The organism is Blattabacterium sp. (Periplaneta americana) str. BPLAN (assembly GCF_000093165.1).
GTDB lineage: Bacteria > Bacteroidota > Bacteroidia > Flavobacteriales > Blattabacteriaceae > Blattabacterium.
This window is the reverse complement of sequence record NC_013418.2, coordinates 595,983-611,217: the sequence shown is the minus strand read 5'-3', so window position 1 is coordinate 611,217 and position 15,235 is coordinate 595,983. Positions and strand designations below refer to the sequence as shown.

Genomic DNA, 15,235 nt, shown 5'->3' with positions numbered 1-15,235 from the left:
TTTCTTTTTATTGAGATATTCCTCTAATTTTTGCTCCTAACTCGTTTTTTAAAAATTTCTCTATTTTTTTCATGACTTCATCCATCATCAAATCGGTTAACGTTCCTTCTTGACTTTCAAAAAAGAAACTTATTGTATAGGATTTTTTTTCTTTTGGTAAATCTTTTCCTTCATATAAATCATATATCTTAATTTTTTTGATCAAATTTTTTTCTTTTTCTTTTATTAACTGATAAATTTTTTCAAAGGAAATGGTTTTATCCACTAAGAATGATAAGTCTCTTTTTGAAGTAGGATATTTAGAAAAGGGAATAAATATTACTTTTTTTTTTTGAATTATAGAAATCAAATATTCCCAATTTATTTCCGCATAAAAAACTTCCTGTTTTTTGAATAAATTTTCTTTTAATTTTCCTAATTCTACTAGATTTTTATTTTTATATTTGATGAATATACTTTCTCTTAAAAAAGGATGAATAGAGTTTATTTGAGTATAATGGAAAATCCCAATTCTCTGAAAAATTTGTTCTATAATTCCTTTCAAATCAAAAAACAAAGAACTTTTTGGTTCGATAATTTTGTTTTGATCTTTTTCCGATAAAGCAATGCTCAAACAGGTTTTTTCTAAAAATTGATTATTACTCTTATAATAAATTTTCCCTATTTCAAAGAATTTAATTTTTTGATTTCCTCTATTATAATTATGTTTTATGCTATTTATCATTCCAAATAATAAACTGGAACGCATGGAATTATAGGATTTATTTACAGGATTTAAAATCCTGATTTCTTCCCTTTTGAAAAAAGAATTCAATAATAAAGAATCTTTATTTTTATTTATGATGGGAGGATTTATAATTTCTTGAAAACCATAATTCACTAATTGATTGAAAATAGTTTTTTGGATTTTTTCTTTTGTTTTATAAAAAAAATTTGGAAGTGGAGAAATTTGTATTTTCTTAGAAATTTTTATTTGAGTTAATCCATAAATACGCAATATTTCTTCTATTAAATCTACTTCTCGTTGTACATCTATTCTATAAGGAGGGACAAGAACTAGCAGAGATTTTTTATTTTCATCAAGAATGACTATTTCAAGTAGTAATAAAATTTTTTTGATGTTTTTTTCGGAAATTTTTTTTCCGATAAGATCATGTATTTTTTGATAACGAAGTTTTATTGTCGAAGGATCTATTGGATTAGGATAAATATCCATTATATCAGAACTAATGTTACATTTTGTAACTTCTTTTATGAGAAGAGCGGTTCTTTGTAAAGCATATACTGTTAGATTAGGATCTACTCCTCTTTCAAATCGAAATCTAGCATCCGTTTTTATCATGTGTCTGATTCCAATAGAGCGAATATCTACAGGATTAAAATAGGCGCACCCTAAGAAAATATTTTTAGTTTTTATATTAACATTTAAGTTAGTTTCATTTATAATTCCAGCTATTGATAAAGGTTTTATTTTATCAGAAATGATAAAATCTTTTTCATTTAGTATTCTTTTTCGATTATCTTCTGAATTGAAATAAATCTTATTTTTTACGTTTTTTATTATAAGACTTTTTCCTTCTATTTGGTCCATATCAAAAACCTGTATAGGTTGTCCTAATTCATTCATCACAAAATTTGTGATATCTATTATATTATTTATGGGTTTTATTCCAATAGATTCTAATTGGTTATTTAACCAATTCGGAGATGAATTTATTTCTATTTTAGAAAGAATTAGTCCAGAAAATCTTCTGCATTTATTTTTTTCTTCAATAGAAATTTGAAAACGATATTTATTAATGTCTTTTTGATAATTACTTATTATTGGTTTTGATAAATGGGTTCTGTAACCGCGAAATGTTAAAACAGCATATAAGTCACGAGCTATTCCGTAATGACTCATTGCATCAGAACGATTAGGGGTAATTTCTACATCCAAAATAGAATCTTCTGTTTCTCCTGTTTTTTTTTTATTACATTTTTTACTGATAAACCTATTTCCGTTAAGATGTCTGATATTTTTTTTGCGCTAAGATCAATAGAAATATATTTTCTAAGCCAATTATATGAAATTCTCATACTATTATAGACATAATCAATATTAAAGTTGATTCTTCTTTTTTTGAAGAAGAAAATGGTTTGAAAATCCCCATTCTATTTGAACTATAGAGTTCAAAACTAACAAAATCTTCCTTAAAAGAGGATAGGATTTCTATTAAAAATTTGGAATTAAAACCCATTTTTATTATAGATTCATCTCGAAAATATTCAGCGATATATTTACATCTAATTTTTGAAAAAATAGAAATTCTTGTATTTTCTTCATAAATTCTTAATGTATTGTCACTTAAATTAAATCGAATAAAATTTGTCTCTTCTTTAGAAAAAAGAGATATTCTTTTAATAGAATTTAAAAAAAAAAGACGATTAATAATAAATGAGATATCTTTCTTTTTAGGAAAAACAGAATTATAATCTGGATATTTTTCGTTTATTAGTTCACATAGAAAAGTTTTAGTTTCAAAACTGAATTTGAGTATTCCCGTTTTTTTGTATTCAATAGTCACACTTTTTTTTTCATTAAATAAAATATTTTTAAGTATCCTAAGGGATTTTCTCGAAATGATAAACTCTATGTATTGATTAGATTTAATATTTTTTAAGGTATATTTGACTAATTTATAAGTATCTGTGGCTACAAAAGTTGCTCCTTTTGGAGAAAATCGAAAAAAGACTCCATTCATAACAGGTTTTATTTCCTCATTTCCTGTAGCAAATAAAGTTTTATTCAAAATTTTTAAAAGGATTTTGGAAAATAAAGTAATTTTCAAAATCTTTCCTTTTTCAAAATTTTCCATACTGGAAAAAATGGTGAGATGATGTCTATTTTTATTTTCATGACAGATAATAGGAATAGGGTAGTCTCCCTGTTCAGAATAAATGTTAAGTGTATTTTTTTCTTTTTTGATAAAAATAGTTTCATTCGGAAAAGTTTTTAAAATTTCTATCATCAATTTTGGATGAATAGCTATTTTTTCTTCGGAAGTTTTTTTTACATATACTTGTATCTCTGCAGTAACCAAATGATTTTCTGAATCAGAAACCATGATCACCAATTTTTTTCCGAAAATTTTGAATTTAAAAAGAGAATATTTAGTATTTATAATTTTATGTAAAAAATATAATTCTTGTAAAAGAGAAAAGCTAGAAACGGAAAAGTGCATGTTATACTTTTTAACTTTACACAATAGATAGCGTGAGGGGGAATTGAACCCCCGACCTCTGGGTTATGAATCCAACGCTCTAACCAACTGAGCTATCACGCCTCATATCAATAATAATGAAACAGGTATAAAGAACTTACTTGTGTAATAAAGTTAATATATTTTTATTTGATATATAATCATTCAACATTTTTTACATAAAATATTATGACTTTTGATTTAAGTAATTATAGAAAAATTTATAAAAAAAATTCTTTGACAGAAACAGAGGTTCCCTTAGATCCTTTCAAATTATTTCATAAATGGTTTCAAGAAGAAAAAAATATTCATAAAGTCAACGAAGAATGCAATGCTATGTCTATTTCAACTATAGGAGAAGATGGAGTTCCTGAAACAAGGATTGTTTTGCTAAAAATGTATTCTGAAGAGGGATTTATTTTTTATACAAATTATCGGAGCCTTAAAGGTAGATCCATTCAAAAAAAACCAAAAGTATGTATATCTTTCTATTGGCCAAATACAGAAAGGCAAATTCTCATTAAAGGAAATGTAATGAGATTATCAAAAAATCAATCAGATGAATATTTTTCTAGAAGACCTATAGAAAATAAAGTAGGATGTTGGGCTTCTAAACAAAGTACCGTTATTCCGTCTAAACAACACTTATTGATTCAATATCGAAAGTGGAGTTCTTTTTTTAAAAAAAATATCATAAAACGTCCTTTTGATTGGGGAGGTTATATCGTAAAACCCTATAAAATGGAGTTTTGGCAAGGACAACCGAATCGACTTCATGATAGATTGGTTTACAGTTTAACTAAAACTAATAAATGGAATTTGTATAGATTATCTCCATGACTAAAGATTAATAAAAAATAGAAGATAAAAGTACTACACGACTTTATCTTCTATTGAAAAAAATAAAATTACAAATTTGTTAATTCTGCACCTATTTTGAATTTAGCTACTTTTTTTCCTGGAATGTGAATTTTTTTTCCTGTTCTAGGATTAATTCCATTTCTTGGATTCCTTTCTACAACAGAAAAGGTACCAAATCCAACTAAGGTAACTTTATTTCCTTTTTTTAGGGATTCAATAACCGTTTCAATAAATGCATCCGTAACGTTTTTTGCTTTTATTTTCGTAATACCTGTTTTTTCAGCTATTGAATTCACCAATTCTGTTTTGTTCATGAAATATATATTGAATTAACTATAAAACATTTATTTACTTCAGATAACAAATATAAAAGATTTATCATGGATAAAAGGGCTTGTGCAGTAAAAAAAATACTTTTTTATCGAACAAAAAGATTTTTTCTTATTTTTATTCCGTTAATTAAATTTTTTATACTCATTTTTTTTTTCCCTTCTATTTGTCCTTCAAGAACAGATATAAATCCTTCTTTTACAGAAATTTTCATTTCCCAGGAAGAAAGAATTACTAATCCAATTGGAAAATTGTGTGCTTTTCGCATTTTTTTGACAAAGAAGATTTTGAATCTTACAAATCTATTTTCCTTAAAAAATAAGGTCGTCCATGCTGATGGATAAGGACTAAGTCCTCTTATCTTATTATAAATAACATCTATAGAAGTTTCTTCCCAATGAATTTTACAATCTATAGGAGATATTTTTGGGGCATATCTTAATAATGAAGAACTTATGATTTTTTGCGGAATAGGTTTGATTTTTTTTTGTAAAATTCCTTCTAATGTTTTTAGAACTAAAGATCCACTAATCTTTTTGATTTTATTTTCAAGTTCTCCAGCAGTTTCATCTCTTTTAACCTCTACTTCTTTTTGCAAAAGAATATTTCCAGAATCTACTTGATTAGAAATAAAAAAAGTAGTTAATCCAGTTTTTTTTTCTCCATTGATAATAGCCCAATTTATAGGTGCGGCTCCTTTGTATTGAGGAAGAAGTGAGGCATGTAAATTAAAAGTTCCCATTTTTGGATAAGACCAAATTTCTCTAGGTAAAATTCGAAAAGAAACAACAATTTGTATATCCGCTTTCCACATCGTAAAATTTCTCAAGAAAGAAGAATCCAAAAGATTTTTTGGTTGTAAAAGAGGAATATGATTTTCTAAAGCATATTCTTTGACAGGAAAAAAGTTTTTTTTTCTTCTAAAAAATGGAGGATCAGGAGTAGTTATTATTCCTACAATATTATATTTTCGAGTATATAATTCTTTCAAAGAGAAAAAAGAAAAAGGAGTAGAACCTATAAATACAATTCTAGGAAACTTTTTCATCTTATATATGTTTAAAATAATATCAAATTATTTGTAATTTAAATACACTAATTTTATCTTGTATATGAAAAAGTTTATTGATTTTTGAAAATCAAACAAATATCATTTCTTTGCAAAAAATTTTAGGGATTTTTTTATTATAAAATAATTCATATATGTATTGGACTTTAGAATTAGCTTCTCATTTAGAAGATGCCCCTTGGCCAGCAACAAAAGAGGAATTAATTGATTTTGCTATTCGCACTGGCGCTCCATTAGAAGTCGTGGAAAATCTTCAGCAATTAGAAAATGGAGAAGGAGAAGTTTTTGAATCCATAGAAGATATATGGGCTGATTATCCACGTGATGACGAAGATTTTTATTGGAATAGAGATGAATATGAACTTTAATTATTTGACTCAGATTTATATTTTAATCATTGCATTTAATGAGTTTTTTTAAAAAAATATTAAAAAATTTATTAGGAAATAAAAATGAAAGAGATCTTCAAGAAGTGAAAAAATTAATCATTCATATAAAAGAAGAAGAAAAAAAAATATCGTTTTTATCAGATGATGAATTAAGGAATAGTACTCAAGAATTTAAAGAAATCATAAAAGAATCTACAAAAAAATTTTATGAAAAGAAAAAATATTTCCTTAAAAAAATAAAGGAAAAATCTTATTCTATAAGTACTTTAGAGGAAATTTACTTGAAAATAGAAAAACTGCAAGAAGAATGTTATAGAATCGAACAAAAAGTCTTAATGAATCTTTTATCCAAAGCTTTTGCAGTTATTAAGGAAACAGCTAAACGCTTTAAAGAAAAAAAACAGCTTATAGTAAAGTCTACTCCTTTTGACGAGGAATTGTCAAACAAAAAATCTTATGTTTTATTGCAAAATAATAAAGCTATTTGGAAGAATAAATGGGATGCATATGGAAAATCTATTATATGGGATATGGTTCATTATGATGTTCAATTAATGGGAGGAATAGTTTTACATCAAGGAAAAATAGCGGAAATGGCAACTGGAGAAGGAAAAACATTTGTGGCTACTTTATCTGCTTATTTAAATGCTCTATCTGGAAGGGGAGTACACATTGTTACCGTAAACAATTATCTATCTAAAAGAGATGCCAATTGGATGGCTCCTTTAATGGAATTTCATGGATTAAGAGTTGATTGTATTGATAATTATCCATCTTCTAATGGATATATGCGTAAAAAAGCTTACCAAGCGGATATCACTTATGGAACTAATAATGAATTTGGTTTTGATTATTTACGTGATAATATGGCCTGTTCTAAAGAAGAATTAGTTCAAAGGGATTTGAATTATGCTATTATAGATGAAATTGATTCTGTTTTAATAGATGAAGCACGCACTCCTTTAGTGATATCAGGACCAGTTCACCCTCATAAAGATAATAAAGAGGAGTTTAAATTATTAAAAGATGAGATAGAAAATATTGTTAACCAACAAAATATAGAAGTTACAAAATTTTTTCAAGAATCTAAAAATTTAATTAAATCTGGAGAAAAAAAATTAGGTGGTTTTAAACTTCTTCAGGCTTACCGTGGTTTACCAAAAAAAAAATCCTTGATTAAATTCTTAAGTGAAGAGAAAATACGTTTGCTTTTACAAAAAGTGGAAAGTCAATATTTACAAGATAATGGTAGAGAAATGCATAAAGTAGATAAAGATCTTTATTTTGTTATTGATGAAAAAAATAATACTGTAGAATTAACAGATAAAGGAATTGAATTCCTATCTAAAAATGTAGAAGATGTAGGTTTTTTTGTTTTACCTGACATTAACGTGGAAATTACTGAATTAGAGAAAGAAAATTACTCAAAAGAGAAAGAAACAAAAGAAAAAGAAAAGCTTTTAAAAAATTTTACTGTAAAATTACAACGTATACATACTATTAATCAGCTTCTTAAAGCTTATACTTTATTTGAAAGAGATATAGATTATGTAGTTATGGATGGAAAAGTGAAAATAGTGGATGAACAAACTGGTCGTATTATGGAAGGAAGACGTTATTCAGATGGTCTTCACCAAGCTATTGAAGCTAAAGAAAAAGTGAAAATAGAATCTTCTAGTCAAACTTTTGCTACCATAACTTTACAAAATTATTTTAGGATGTATAAAAAGATTTCTGGAATGACTGGAACTGCGGAAACAGAATCTGGAGAATTTTGGCATATCTATAAATTAGACGTAGTAGTCATCCCTACACATAAAACTATGCAAAGACAGGATTTGCAAGATCTAGTTTTTAAAACACAACGTGAAAAATATAACGCTATTATAGAAAAAATTATTCATTTATCTAAATATGAAAAACGTCCTGTTCTTGTTGGAACAACTTCTGTTGAAGTTTCTGAATTTCTTAGCAGAGCTTTAAAATTTAGAAAAATAGCACATAATGTTTTAAATGCTAAATTACATGATAAAGAAGCGGAAATTATAGAGAAAGCAGGACTACCTGGATCCGTAACTATAGCAACCAATATGGCAGGTAGAGGGACGGATATAAAGCTTTCGAAAGAAGTTGTAAAAAATGGAGGGTTAGCCGTTTTAGGTACGGAAAGACATGATTCTAGAAGGGTAGATAATCAATTAAGAGGACGTTCTGGGCGTCAAGGGGATCCAGGAAGTTCTCAGTTTTATGTATCGCTAGAAGATAATTTAATTCGTTTATTTCTTGATTCAGAAAGACTTTCTAAATTAATGGATCGTTTTGGACATAAAGAAGGAGATATTATTCAACATCCTTTATTAACAAAATCTATAGAAAGAGCACAAAAAAAAATAGAAGATAATAACTTTAGTATACGTAAACGTTTGCTAGATTATGATGATGTTATTAATAAACAACGAGAATTTATTTATAAAAAACGTAGAAATGCTTTATGTGGAGAAGAATTAAGTTTAGATATTTCCAATATGATCTATGTTTTATTAGATAATATGATATTGGTGAACAAATCTTTGAATGATTTTAAAAATTTGGAATATGAATTCATCCAAATTTTTGGACTGGAGTTTCCTATAAAAGAGAATGAATTTTTTTCTTATAAAGAACGTGATTGTATCAATTATCTTCATGATCTCATTATGGATTTTTATGAGAAAAAAAAAGAAAGAATGGTTTTTGAAGAAATTACTCCTGTTATATCTAATATAATAGGGAAAGGAAAGGATCAAACTGATTATCAAATTCAGGTTATGTTTACGGATGGCGTTAACAATATTAGTTCTGTATCCGACTTAAAAGAAATTTATGATAGTCGTGGATTATCGTTATTATCTATATTTGAAAAAAAAACTATATTGTGTTTTTTAGATGAGAAATGGAAAGAACATTTACGAGAAATGGATAGTTTGCGATATTCAGTGCAAAATGCCGTTTTTGAACAAAAAGACCCTCTGATTGTTTATAAGCAAAATGCTTTTAATTTATTTCAAGAAAGAGTCTATGAAATTAACAAACAGGTAATTTCTTTTTTGCTAAAGTCTATTATAATGAAAAGTGATATTTTATGTATTCCAAATCATTATAAAATGATAGATCCTTTTTTGAAAGGAAAAAAATGGAAAAAATTAGGAAGAAATAATAGAATTAACATCCGTCATCTAATTACAGGAGAAACTAAAAACATAAAATTTAAACAAGTGGATTTTTTTTTAGAAAAGGGAGAATGGATCATAGAAGACGATCTTTTTTAGAATACGATTGTGTTAACTAAAAATAAAACGTATATTCTTTATTATAGTTTTTATCATAGTTATTTGTTATCTCGGAATTAGTTTGTGGGCTATAAGAAAAAGCTATGATAATATTGAAAAAATTCCATATAATACATTTGGAGTCGTTTTAGGGACTTCTAAGTATTTACATGGTGGGGGGTTAAACGCTTATTTTAAATATAGGATAGATGCTGCTTGTTTTTTGTTTTATCAGAAAAAAATTCGTTATATTATCGTGAGTGGAGATAATAGAGAAAAGAATTATAATGAACCAAAAATGATGAAAAAAGAATTAATAAGTAAGGGGATCCCCGCTTATTTTATATATGAAGATTTTTCTGGAATCAGCACTATACATTCTGTATTAAGAGTCTACAAAGTTTTTAATCAAAAAAAGTTTACTATAATTTCTCAAAGATTTCATAATGAAAGAGCCATATTCATTGGAAATTGTTTAGGTTTAGATGTCATAGGTTTTAACGCTCAAAGTCTCTCTTTTGATTGCAAAACACAGTTTAGAGAAATTTTAGCTAGAATAAAAGCTATATGGGATATTTTTTTATCTTTAAAATCAAGAAAGATAGGATAAATATTTTTTCAATATTTTTGCATTGTTAGATTTTTGAGTGTCTATTTCTAATAGACAAGGAACATCCGACTTATTCCAAAAAATATCTAAACTCTTTTTCAAAGAAAATTTATTTGATACTCTTTCATATTTCCAATTATGCATTTCACAAATTTTTTCTGCAGTAAAAAGATGTTTTGTTTCAAAAAAATTGAATATCCTTTCAGGAATTTTATATTCTGAAATAGATCTAAAAATATTACCCCCTCCATTGTTAATAAGTATAAGGCGAAAATTATTTGGAATATAATTATTCCATAAGGCATTACTATCGTAAAAAAAACTTATGTCTCCAATGATTAAGGTTACCTTTTTTTTGCTACTGACAGCATAACCTATAGCAGTAGAAACACTTCCTTCTATTCCAGAAGTTCCTCTATTACAATAAGATTTTACGAAATGTTTTTTTTCATCAAAAAGTTGATAATATCTTATTATAGTGCTATTTCCTAATTGCAAAACTGAATGATTAGGAATAGATTTGAATATGCAAAATAAAACTTTAAGATCTGAAAAACTTTTCTCCTTTTTTAAAAACCAGTCATTTCTTTTTCTTCTATATTTTCTCAATTTTTCCCATTTATATCGATAATCCGATGATTTTAAACTTTCTAAACTGGAGAAACAAAATATTTTGAAAAAAAATTCTGGTTCTATAGGCCAATAGGTGTTTAATCGATAATAGATATCTGGGTAATTTTTTCTATTATTTTCTCCTAGGTGCCAATGATACTTAGGAGGATTTTTTCTTAAAAAATGCTTTATTTTTTTGGATATAATATTTCCACCAATAGTTAATAAGATATGAGGTTTTAATTTTATCCATTCAGTATCTTTCATACTGAAAAGTAGTTGATCTATACAGGAGAAAAAAAATTTTCCGTATACATGAGATGTGGTTTCCGTGAAAATAACTATGGTAGGGTCTCTACTTAATTTATTTAAAATTTTTTCTAATTCTTTTCCTGTATTATATAAACCTAGCAAAATCATTTTTTTTTTAGATTTTTTCCATATATATTTTTCTTTTCGATAATATTTAGTTTTTTCAATACAATTTTTTACAGGAAAAGTATTGATAATTTTAGGTTTTACGTGTAAAAATTCAGTGGTTTCATAAAGAGGTTCTGAAAAAGGGATATTAATATGTATAGGTTTTTTTTTTTCAATACATTTATTAATAGATTCATTGATTAATCTTTCATTATACCATAATCCTAATTTGGTTTCATCTTCTGTTAATTGAATAGATGATTCCACATGGTTTTGAAAAATATTTTCTTGATGAATGGTTTGTCCTTCTAGAATATTTATAATTTCTTTAGGACGATCTGCTGTAAGAAAAATAAGTGGAATATTTTGATAAAAAGCTTCTGTCACTGAAGGATAATAGTTAACGACAGCAGATCCAGAAGTACAACTAAGAATTACAGGCTTTTTTATTTCTTGAGCTATTCCTAAAGCAAAAAAACCTGCACAACGTTCATCTACAATACTATAAGTTTTAAAATCTTTATGCTGTGTGAAGTGAATAATTATTGGAGCGTTTCTAGAACCTGGAGAGATGACTATATGAAATATGGATTTAGCTTTTAGTATTTCTCCTAAACTTTGTACAATCTTTTTATTTGAATACATTTAAATTAAATTAATCCCCCGTTAACATTTAAAACAGATCCAGTTATGTAATTGGATAAATCCGATGCTAGAAATAGAGTACAGTTGGCAATATCTTGAGGAATTCCCGGTCTTTTTAATGGAATATTCTTTATCCAATTTTCTTTTGTTTTGGGAGAAAAATAAGAATTCATTTTCGTAGAAATATATCCAGGAGCGATGGCATTACAACGTATGTTTTTTCTTCCTAATTCCTTAGCTATAGATTTAGTAAAGCCAATAATTCCAGCTTTAGATGTCGCATAATTAGCTTGTCCAGAATTTCCTGTTATTCCTATAACGGAACTCATATTAATGATGCTTCCATTTTTTTGTTTGATCATAGGAAATATGACATATTTAGTCAGATTAAAAACAGAATAAATATTAGTACGAATAACTGTATCCCAATTTTTTTCAGACATTCTAAATAAAAAATTATCTCTTATAATTCCAGCATTATTGACTAATATATCTATACTTCCAAATTTTTCTATAACTTTTTGAACAAAAGTTTTAGAAGAATTTAAATCTTTTAGGTCTATTTCGTAAGCTTCTACAGAATTTCCTAATTCTTTCACTAATTTTTTAGCGTTTTTTTTTGATGAAAAATATGTAAAAATCACATAGGCACCATGTTTTACAAATGTTTTCACTATAGATTTTCCGATATCTCCTGAACCACCTGTAACTATGGCTAGTTTTCCATTTAGAAGTTTCATATCTTATTTTTTTTTCTAATCTTATCTATCAATTGAAGTACAAGATCTAACTGTTTTTCAACATTAAGAAATGTATTATCTATTTCTACGGAATCTATAGGTTTTTGAAGTGGAGAAATTTTACGAGAAATATCCATCATATCTCTATGGAAAATGTTTCTTCGCATTTCTTCATAAGAAACTTTTTTTCCTTTTTTTTGAAAATCTTGATATCTTCTATGAGCACGAATATCTAGAGATCCCTTCATAAAGATTTTTAATTCTGAATGAGGAAAAATTCTATGCCCGATATCTCTTCCTTCCATAATAACCCCTTTTTGATTTCCAAATTTTTTTTGTATCGCTGCTAATTTTTCCCGAATTTCTGGGATTCTTGCTATAAAACTGACTTTATCTGTCACTTCTATCGACTTAATTTCAGATTGAACGTTTTCTTTATTTAAAAAAATTTCTGTCTGATTCAATTTTTTATTCCATTTAAATTGGAAATTTATATTATTTAAAACAGGCATAAAATTTTTTACATTCCATAAATCACTGTTGAAAATTTTTTTTCTAATAGCTAACAAAGCTATACTTCTATACATAGCTCCAGTATCTATATGGGAGTATGCTAATCTCTTAGAAAGCGCTTGAGCTAAAGTACTTTTTCCAGAAGAAGAATATCCATCTATAGTTATGATCATTTTTGGATTCATGATTGATAAGTTATTAATTCATATTTATATGACAAGAGTTTATAATAAAGTTTAACGACTAAAAAATCTGTAGAAGATTCTCGTTCATTTGGCAAAAGTTCCACAATATCAAAACCTATAATTTTTTTCTTTTGAAAAACCATTTTTAAAAATTTTAAAGTTTTGTACCAAGATAAACCTCCTGGTTCTGGAGTTCCTGTAGAAGGCGCTATGCTTGGATCAAAAACATCGATATCTATGCTTAAAAATACATTTTCAGATAGTCTTTGAATCGCTTTTTTCATCCATAAATCATTTTGATAAATTTCATGAAAGTAAAAAATGTTTCCATTTTGGATGTACGATTTTTCTGAAATATCCATACTTCGAATTCCTATCTGGATTACAGGATATTTTTTAGAGGCTTCATGCATAGAACATGCGTGATTATAAGGATCTCCATTATAGATAGGACGCAAGTCTGCATGTGCATCCATATGAAGAATACTCATATTCGTATATTTTTCTCCAAAAGCTCTGATACTTCCTATGGAAATGGAATGTTCTCCACCAATGAGAGTAACAAATTTTTCTTTTAAAAGATATTTTTTAGTAATATCGTAAACTATTTTTACCATTCTTCTGGAAGAAATTGAAGAATTTACAACAGGTTTAACAAGAAAAATTCCTCTTTTGTATACTTCAGAATTAGTTTCTATATCATATAATTCCATATGTTCTGATGCAGATAAAAAAGCTTTAGGTCCTTTTTTAGATCCTTTTTTCCATGTCCCTGTATAATCGTATGGAACAGGAATAAGTACTATTTGAGATTTTTCAAGAGTTGCATATTTTAGAGGAATTTTTGCAAATGTTTTTTTTTTCATAATATTTTTTTTAATCACCTTAATAACCTAATATTTTCAATATTTCTTTAGGATTTTGAGAATGACGAAATATTTTATATACTAATTTTTTTTGATCATCATGATCAATTAAAATATGAATAGGTTGTGGGATTAAACAGTGATGGACTCCTCCATATCCACTGATGGTATCTTGATAAGCTCCAGTATTAAAAAAACCAATATAAAGTGGAGGATTTTCTCGAAAACGAGGAAGATATATGGCATTCATATGCTGTTCAGAATTATAATAATCGTCACTATCACACGTTAAACCTCCTAAAAAAACTCTTTCATAAGAATCATTCCAACGGTTTATAGCCATCATAATAAATCTACGACTAATAGCCCAAGTATCAGGAAGAGTAGTCATAAAAGAACTATCTATCATATTCCATTTTTCTCTATCATTTTGTCTTTTTTGACTAAGTATTCTGTAGATAATTCCTCCACTTTCTCCAACTGTATAAGCTCCAAATTCTGTGTATATGTGAGGTTCTGAAATATTTTCTTCTTGACAAAATTTTTTTATTTGATAAACAATTTCATTAGTCATGTATTCATAATCATACTTGAAAGACATAGAGGTTTTAATAGGAAACCCCCCCCCTATATTTAAAATATCTAACTCTGGAGCAATTTTTTTTAATTTAGCGTAAATGTGTAAACATTTGAAAAGTTCATTCCAGTAATAAGCCGTATCTTTAATTCCCGTATTTATAAAAAAATGGAGCATTTTTAGTTCAACTTTTGGATTGTTTTTTATTTTATTCAAGTAAAAAACGATGATGTCTTTATATCCTATTCCTAAACGGGAGGTATAGAATTCAAATTTAGGTTCTTCCTCAGAGGCGATTCGGATTCCTAATTTAAATGGATAATGGATAAAAAAACTTAATTTTTCCAATTCATCGGAATTATCCAATATAGGAATAGTATTATAAAAACCATTATTAATCAAATAGGATATATTTTCTATGTAATTATGAGTTTTAAAACCATTGCAAATAACTTCAATATCTTTATTTGTTTTTCCTTTTTGATAAAGATTTTTCACAATTTCTATATCATAAGCATATGAAGTTTCAATACTAATATTGTTTTTTAAGGCTTCTTCTAATACAAAAGAGAAATGAGAACTTTTTGTGCAATAACAATAAGTATATTTATTATTATACTTATTAGAATGAATGGCCTTTTCAAACCATTTTCTAGCCTTTTGTATGTTTTTAGATATTTTTGGCAAATAAGTAAACTTCAGTGGAGTTCCATATTTTTGAATAATATTCATTAATGGAATTCCATGAAATTCTAGAAGATCATTCTTGAGAGAAAATTCCTCGGTAGGAAAATCAAAAGTTTGATCGATAAGATCTGCATAGCGAATTTTCATTAAAGAAAAATTAATTTTATGGTTAAATAAAAAT

General features: G+C 26.7%; 13 protein-coding genes and 1 tRNA gene. 4 read left to right on the top strand and 10 right to left on the bottom strand.

Annotated features, from left to right (window positions below):
- Window positions 1-7: 7 nt before the first annotated feature.
- The 3 genes from pheT to BPLAN_RS02955 form a co-directional block, all read right to left on the bottom strand.
- Window positions 8-1,939, bottom strand: coding sequence for a phenylalanine--tRNA ligase subunit beta (gene pheT / locus BPLAN_RS02965; protein WP_012821715.1), 1,932 nt, complete (start codon window positions 1,937-1,939; stop codon window positions 8-10).
- Window positions 1,940-2,075: 136 nt separating this feature from the next.
- Window positions 2,076-3,224 carry a DNA polymerase III subunit beta gene (gene dnaN / locus BPLAN_RS02960; protein WP_012821714.1) on the bottom strand — a complete coding sequence of 383 codons (1,149 nt, stop codon included), beginning with the start codon at window positions 3,222-3,224 and terminating at the stop codon, window positions 2,076-2,078.
- Window positions 3,225-3,252: 28 nt separating this feature from the next.
- A tRNA-Met gene (locus tag BPLAN_RS02955) sits at window positions 3,253-3,326 on the bottom strand.
- A gap of 105 nt (window positions 3,327-3,431) precedes the next feature.
- Between BPLAN_RS02955 and pdxH the strand changes: the two genes are divergently transcribed.
- Window positions 3,432-4,082, top strand: a complete 651-nt coding sequence (pdxH, locus tag BPLAN_RS02950) for a pyridoxamine 5'-phosphate oxidase (RefSeq protein ID WP_012821713.1) — start codon at window positions 3,432-3,434, stop codon at window positions 4,080-4,082.
- A 68-nt stretch (window positions 4,083-4,150) separates the two neighbouring features.
- Here pdxH and BPLAN_RS02945 read toward each other — a convergent pair whose 3' ends face one another.
- Window positions 4,151-4,417, bottom strand: a complete 267-nt coding sequence (locus tag BPLAN_RS02945) for an HU family DNA-binding protein (protein ID WP_012821712.1) — start codon at window positions 4,415-4,417, stop codon at window positions 4,151-4,153.
- Window positions 4,418-4,521: 104 nt separating this feature from the next.
- Complete coding sequence (gene fmt, locus BPLAN_RS02940; protein ID WP_012821711.1) at window positions 4,522-5,481, bottom strand: methionyl-tRNA formyltransferase; 960 nt, start codon at window positions 5,479-5,481, stop codon at window positions 4,522-4,524.
- 155 nt (window positions 5,482-5,636) lie between these two features.
- Between fmt and BPLAN_RS02935 the strand changes: the two genes are divergently transcribed.
- The 3 genes from BPLAN_RS02935 to BPLAN_RS02925 all read left to right on the top strand — a co-directional run bounded on the left by BPLAN_RS02935 (window position 5,637) and on the right by BPLAN_RS02925 (window position 9,809).
- Window positions 5,637-5,870, top strand: coding sequence for a DUF2795 domain-containing protein (locus BPLAN_RS02935; protein ID WP_012821710.1), 234 nt, complete (start codon window positions 5,637-5,639; stop codon window positions 5,868-5,870).
- 38 nt (window positions 5,871-5,908) lie between these two features.
- A complete protein-coding gene (gene secA / locus BPLAN_RS02930) occupies window positions 5,909-9,199 on the top strand; it encodes a preprotein translocase subunit SecA (protein ID WP_012821709.1) in 3,291 nt (1,096 codons plus the stop codon).
- Between the two features lie 82 nt (window positions 9,200-9,281).
- Window positions 9,282-9,809: a vancomycin high temperature exclusion protein gene (locus BPLAN_RS02925; RefSeq protein ID WP_012821708.1), complete on the top strand. Its 528-nt coding sequence runs from the start codon at window positions 9,282-9,284 to the stop codon at window positions 9,807-9,809.
- Here the strand turns inward: BPLAN_RS02925 and menD are convergent.
- Genes menD through BPLAN_RS02900 form a run of 5 tightly spaced genes read right to left on the bottom strand, consistent with a single transcriptional unit; the run spans window position 9,792 to window position 15,201 of the window.
- Window positions 9,792-11,486: a 2-succinyl-5-enolpyruvyl-6-hydroxy-3-cyclohexene-1-carboxylic-acid synthase gene (gene menD / locus BPLAN_RS02920; protein WP_012821707.1), complete on the bottom strand. Its 1,695-nt coding sequence runs from the start codon at window positions 11,484-11,486 to the stop codon at window positions 9,792-9,794. The genes BPLAN_RS02925 and menD overlap by 18 nt on opposite strands.
- Window positions 11,487-11,491: 5 nt before the next feature.
- Window positions 11,492-12,226: a 3-oxoacyl-[acyl-carrier-protein] reductase gene (fabG, locus tag BPLAN_RS02915; protein WP_012821706.1), complete on the bottom strand. Its 735-nt coding sequence runs from the start codon at window positions 12,224-12,226 to the stop codon at window positions 11,492-11,494.
- Window positions 12,223-12,912: a (d)CMP kinase gene (gene cmk, locus BPLAN_RS02910; RefSeq protein ID WP_238523110.1), complete on the bottom strand. Its 690-nt coding sequence runs from the start codon at window positions 12,910-12,912 to the stop codon at window positions 12,223-12,225. The genes fabG and cmk overlap by 4 nt, the downstream gene beginning before the upstream one ends.
- A gap of 8 nt (window positions 12,913-12,920) precedes the next feature.
- A complete protein-coding gene (gene speB, locus BPLAN_RS02905) occupies window positions 12,921-13,790 on the bottom strand; it encodes an agmatinase (RefSeq protein ID WP_012821704.1) in 870 nt (289 codons plus the stop codon).
- A 19-nt stretch (window positions 13,791-13,809) separates the two neighbouring features.
- On the bottom strand, window positions 13,810-15,201 hold the full coding sequence (locus BPLAN_RS02900; protein ID WP_012821703.1) for a decarboxylase: 1,392 nt from the start codon (window positions 15,199-15,201) through the stop codon (window positions 13,810-13,812).
- Between the last annotated feature and the right edge of the window lie 34 nt (window positions 15,202-15,235).

What these genes read in the sequence shown, in the direction of transcription:
- dnaN (WP_012821714.1), bottom strand. Translation starts at nt 3,224, where the DNA reads ATGCACTTTTCCGTTTCTAGCTTTTCTCTTTTACAAGAATTATATTTT.
- pdxH (WP_012821713.1), top strand. Translation starts at nt 3,432, where the DNA reads ATGACTTTTGATTTAAGTAATTATAGAAAAATTTATAAAAAAAATTCT.
- BPLAN_RS02945 (WP_012821712.1), bottom strand. Translation starts at nt 4,417, where the DNA reads ATGAACAAAACAGAATTGGTGAATTCAATAGCTGAAAAAACAGGTATT.
- fmt (WP_012821711.1), bottom strand. Translation starts at nt 5,481, where the DNA reads ATGAAAAAGTTTCCTAGAATTGTATTTATAGGTTCTACTCCTTTTTCT.
- BPLAN_RS02935 (WP_012821710.1), top strand. Translation starts at nt 5,637, where the DNA reads ATGTATTGGACTTTAGAATTAGCTTCTCATTTAGAAGATGCCCCTTGG.
- secA (WP_012821709.1), top strand. Translation starts at nt 5,909, where the DNA reads ATGAGTTTTTTTAAAAAAATATTAAAAAATTTATTAGGAAATAAAAAT.
- menD (WP_012821707.1), bottom strand. Translation starts at nt 11,486, where the DNA reads ATGTATTCAAATAAAAAGATTGTACAAAGTTTAGGAGAAATACTAAAA.
- fabG (WP_012821706.1), bottom strand. Translation starts at nt 12,226, where the DNA reads ATGAAACTTCTAAATGGAAAACTAGCCATAGTTACAGGTGGTTCAGGA.
- cmk (WP_238523110.1), bottom strand. Translation starts at nt 12,912, where the DNA reads ATGATCATAACTATAGATGGATATTCTTCTTCTGGAAAAAGTACTTTA.
- speB (WP_012821704.1), bottom strand. Translation starts at nt 13,790, where the DNA reads ATGAAAAAAAAAACATTTGCAAAAATTCCTCTAAAATATGCAACTCTT.
- BPLAN_RS02900 (WP_012821703.1), bottom strand. Translation starts at nt 15,201, where the DNA reads ATGAAAATTCGCTATGCAGATCTTATCGATCAAACTTTTGATTTTCCT.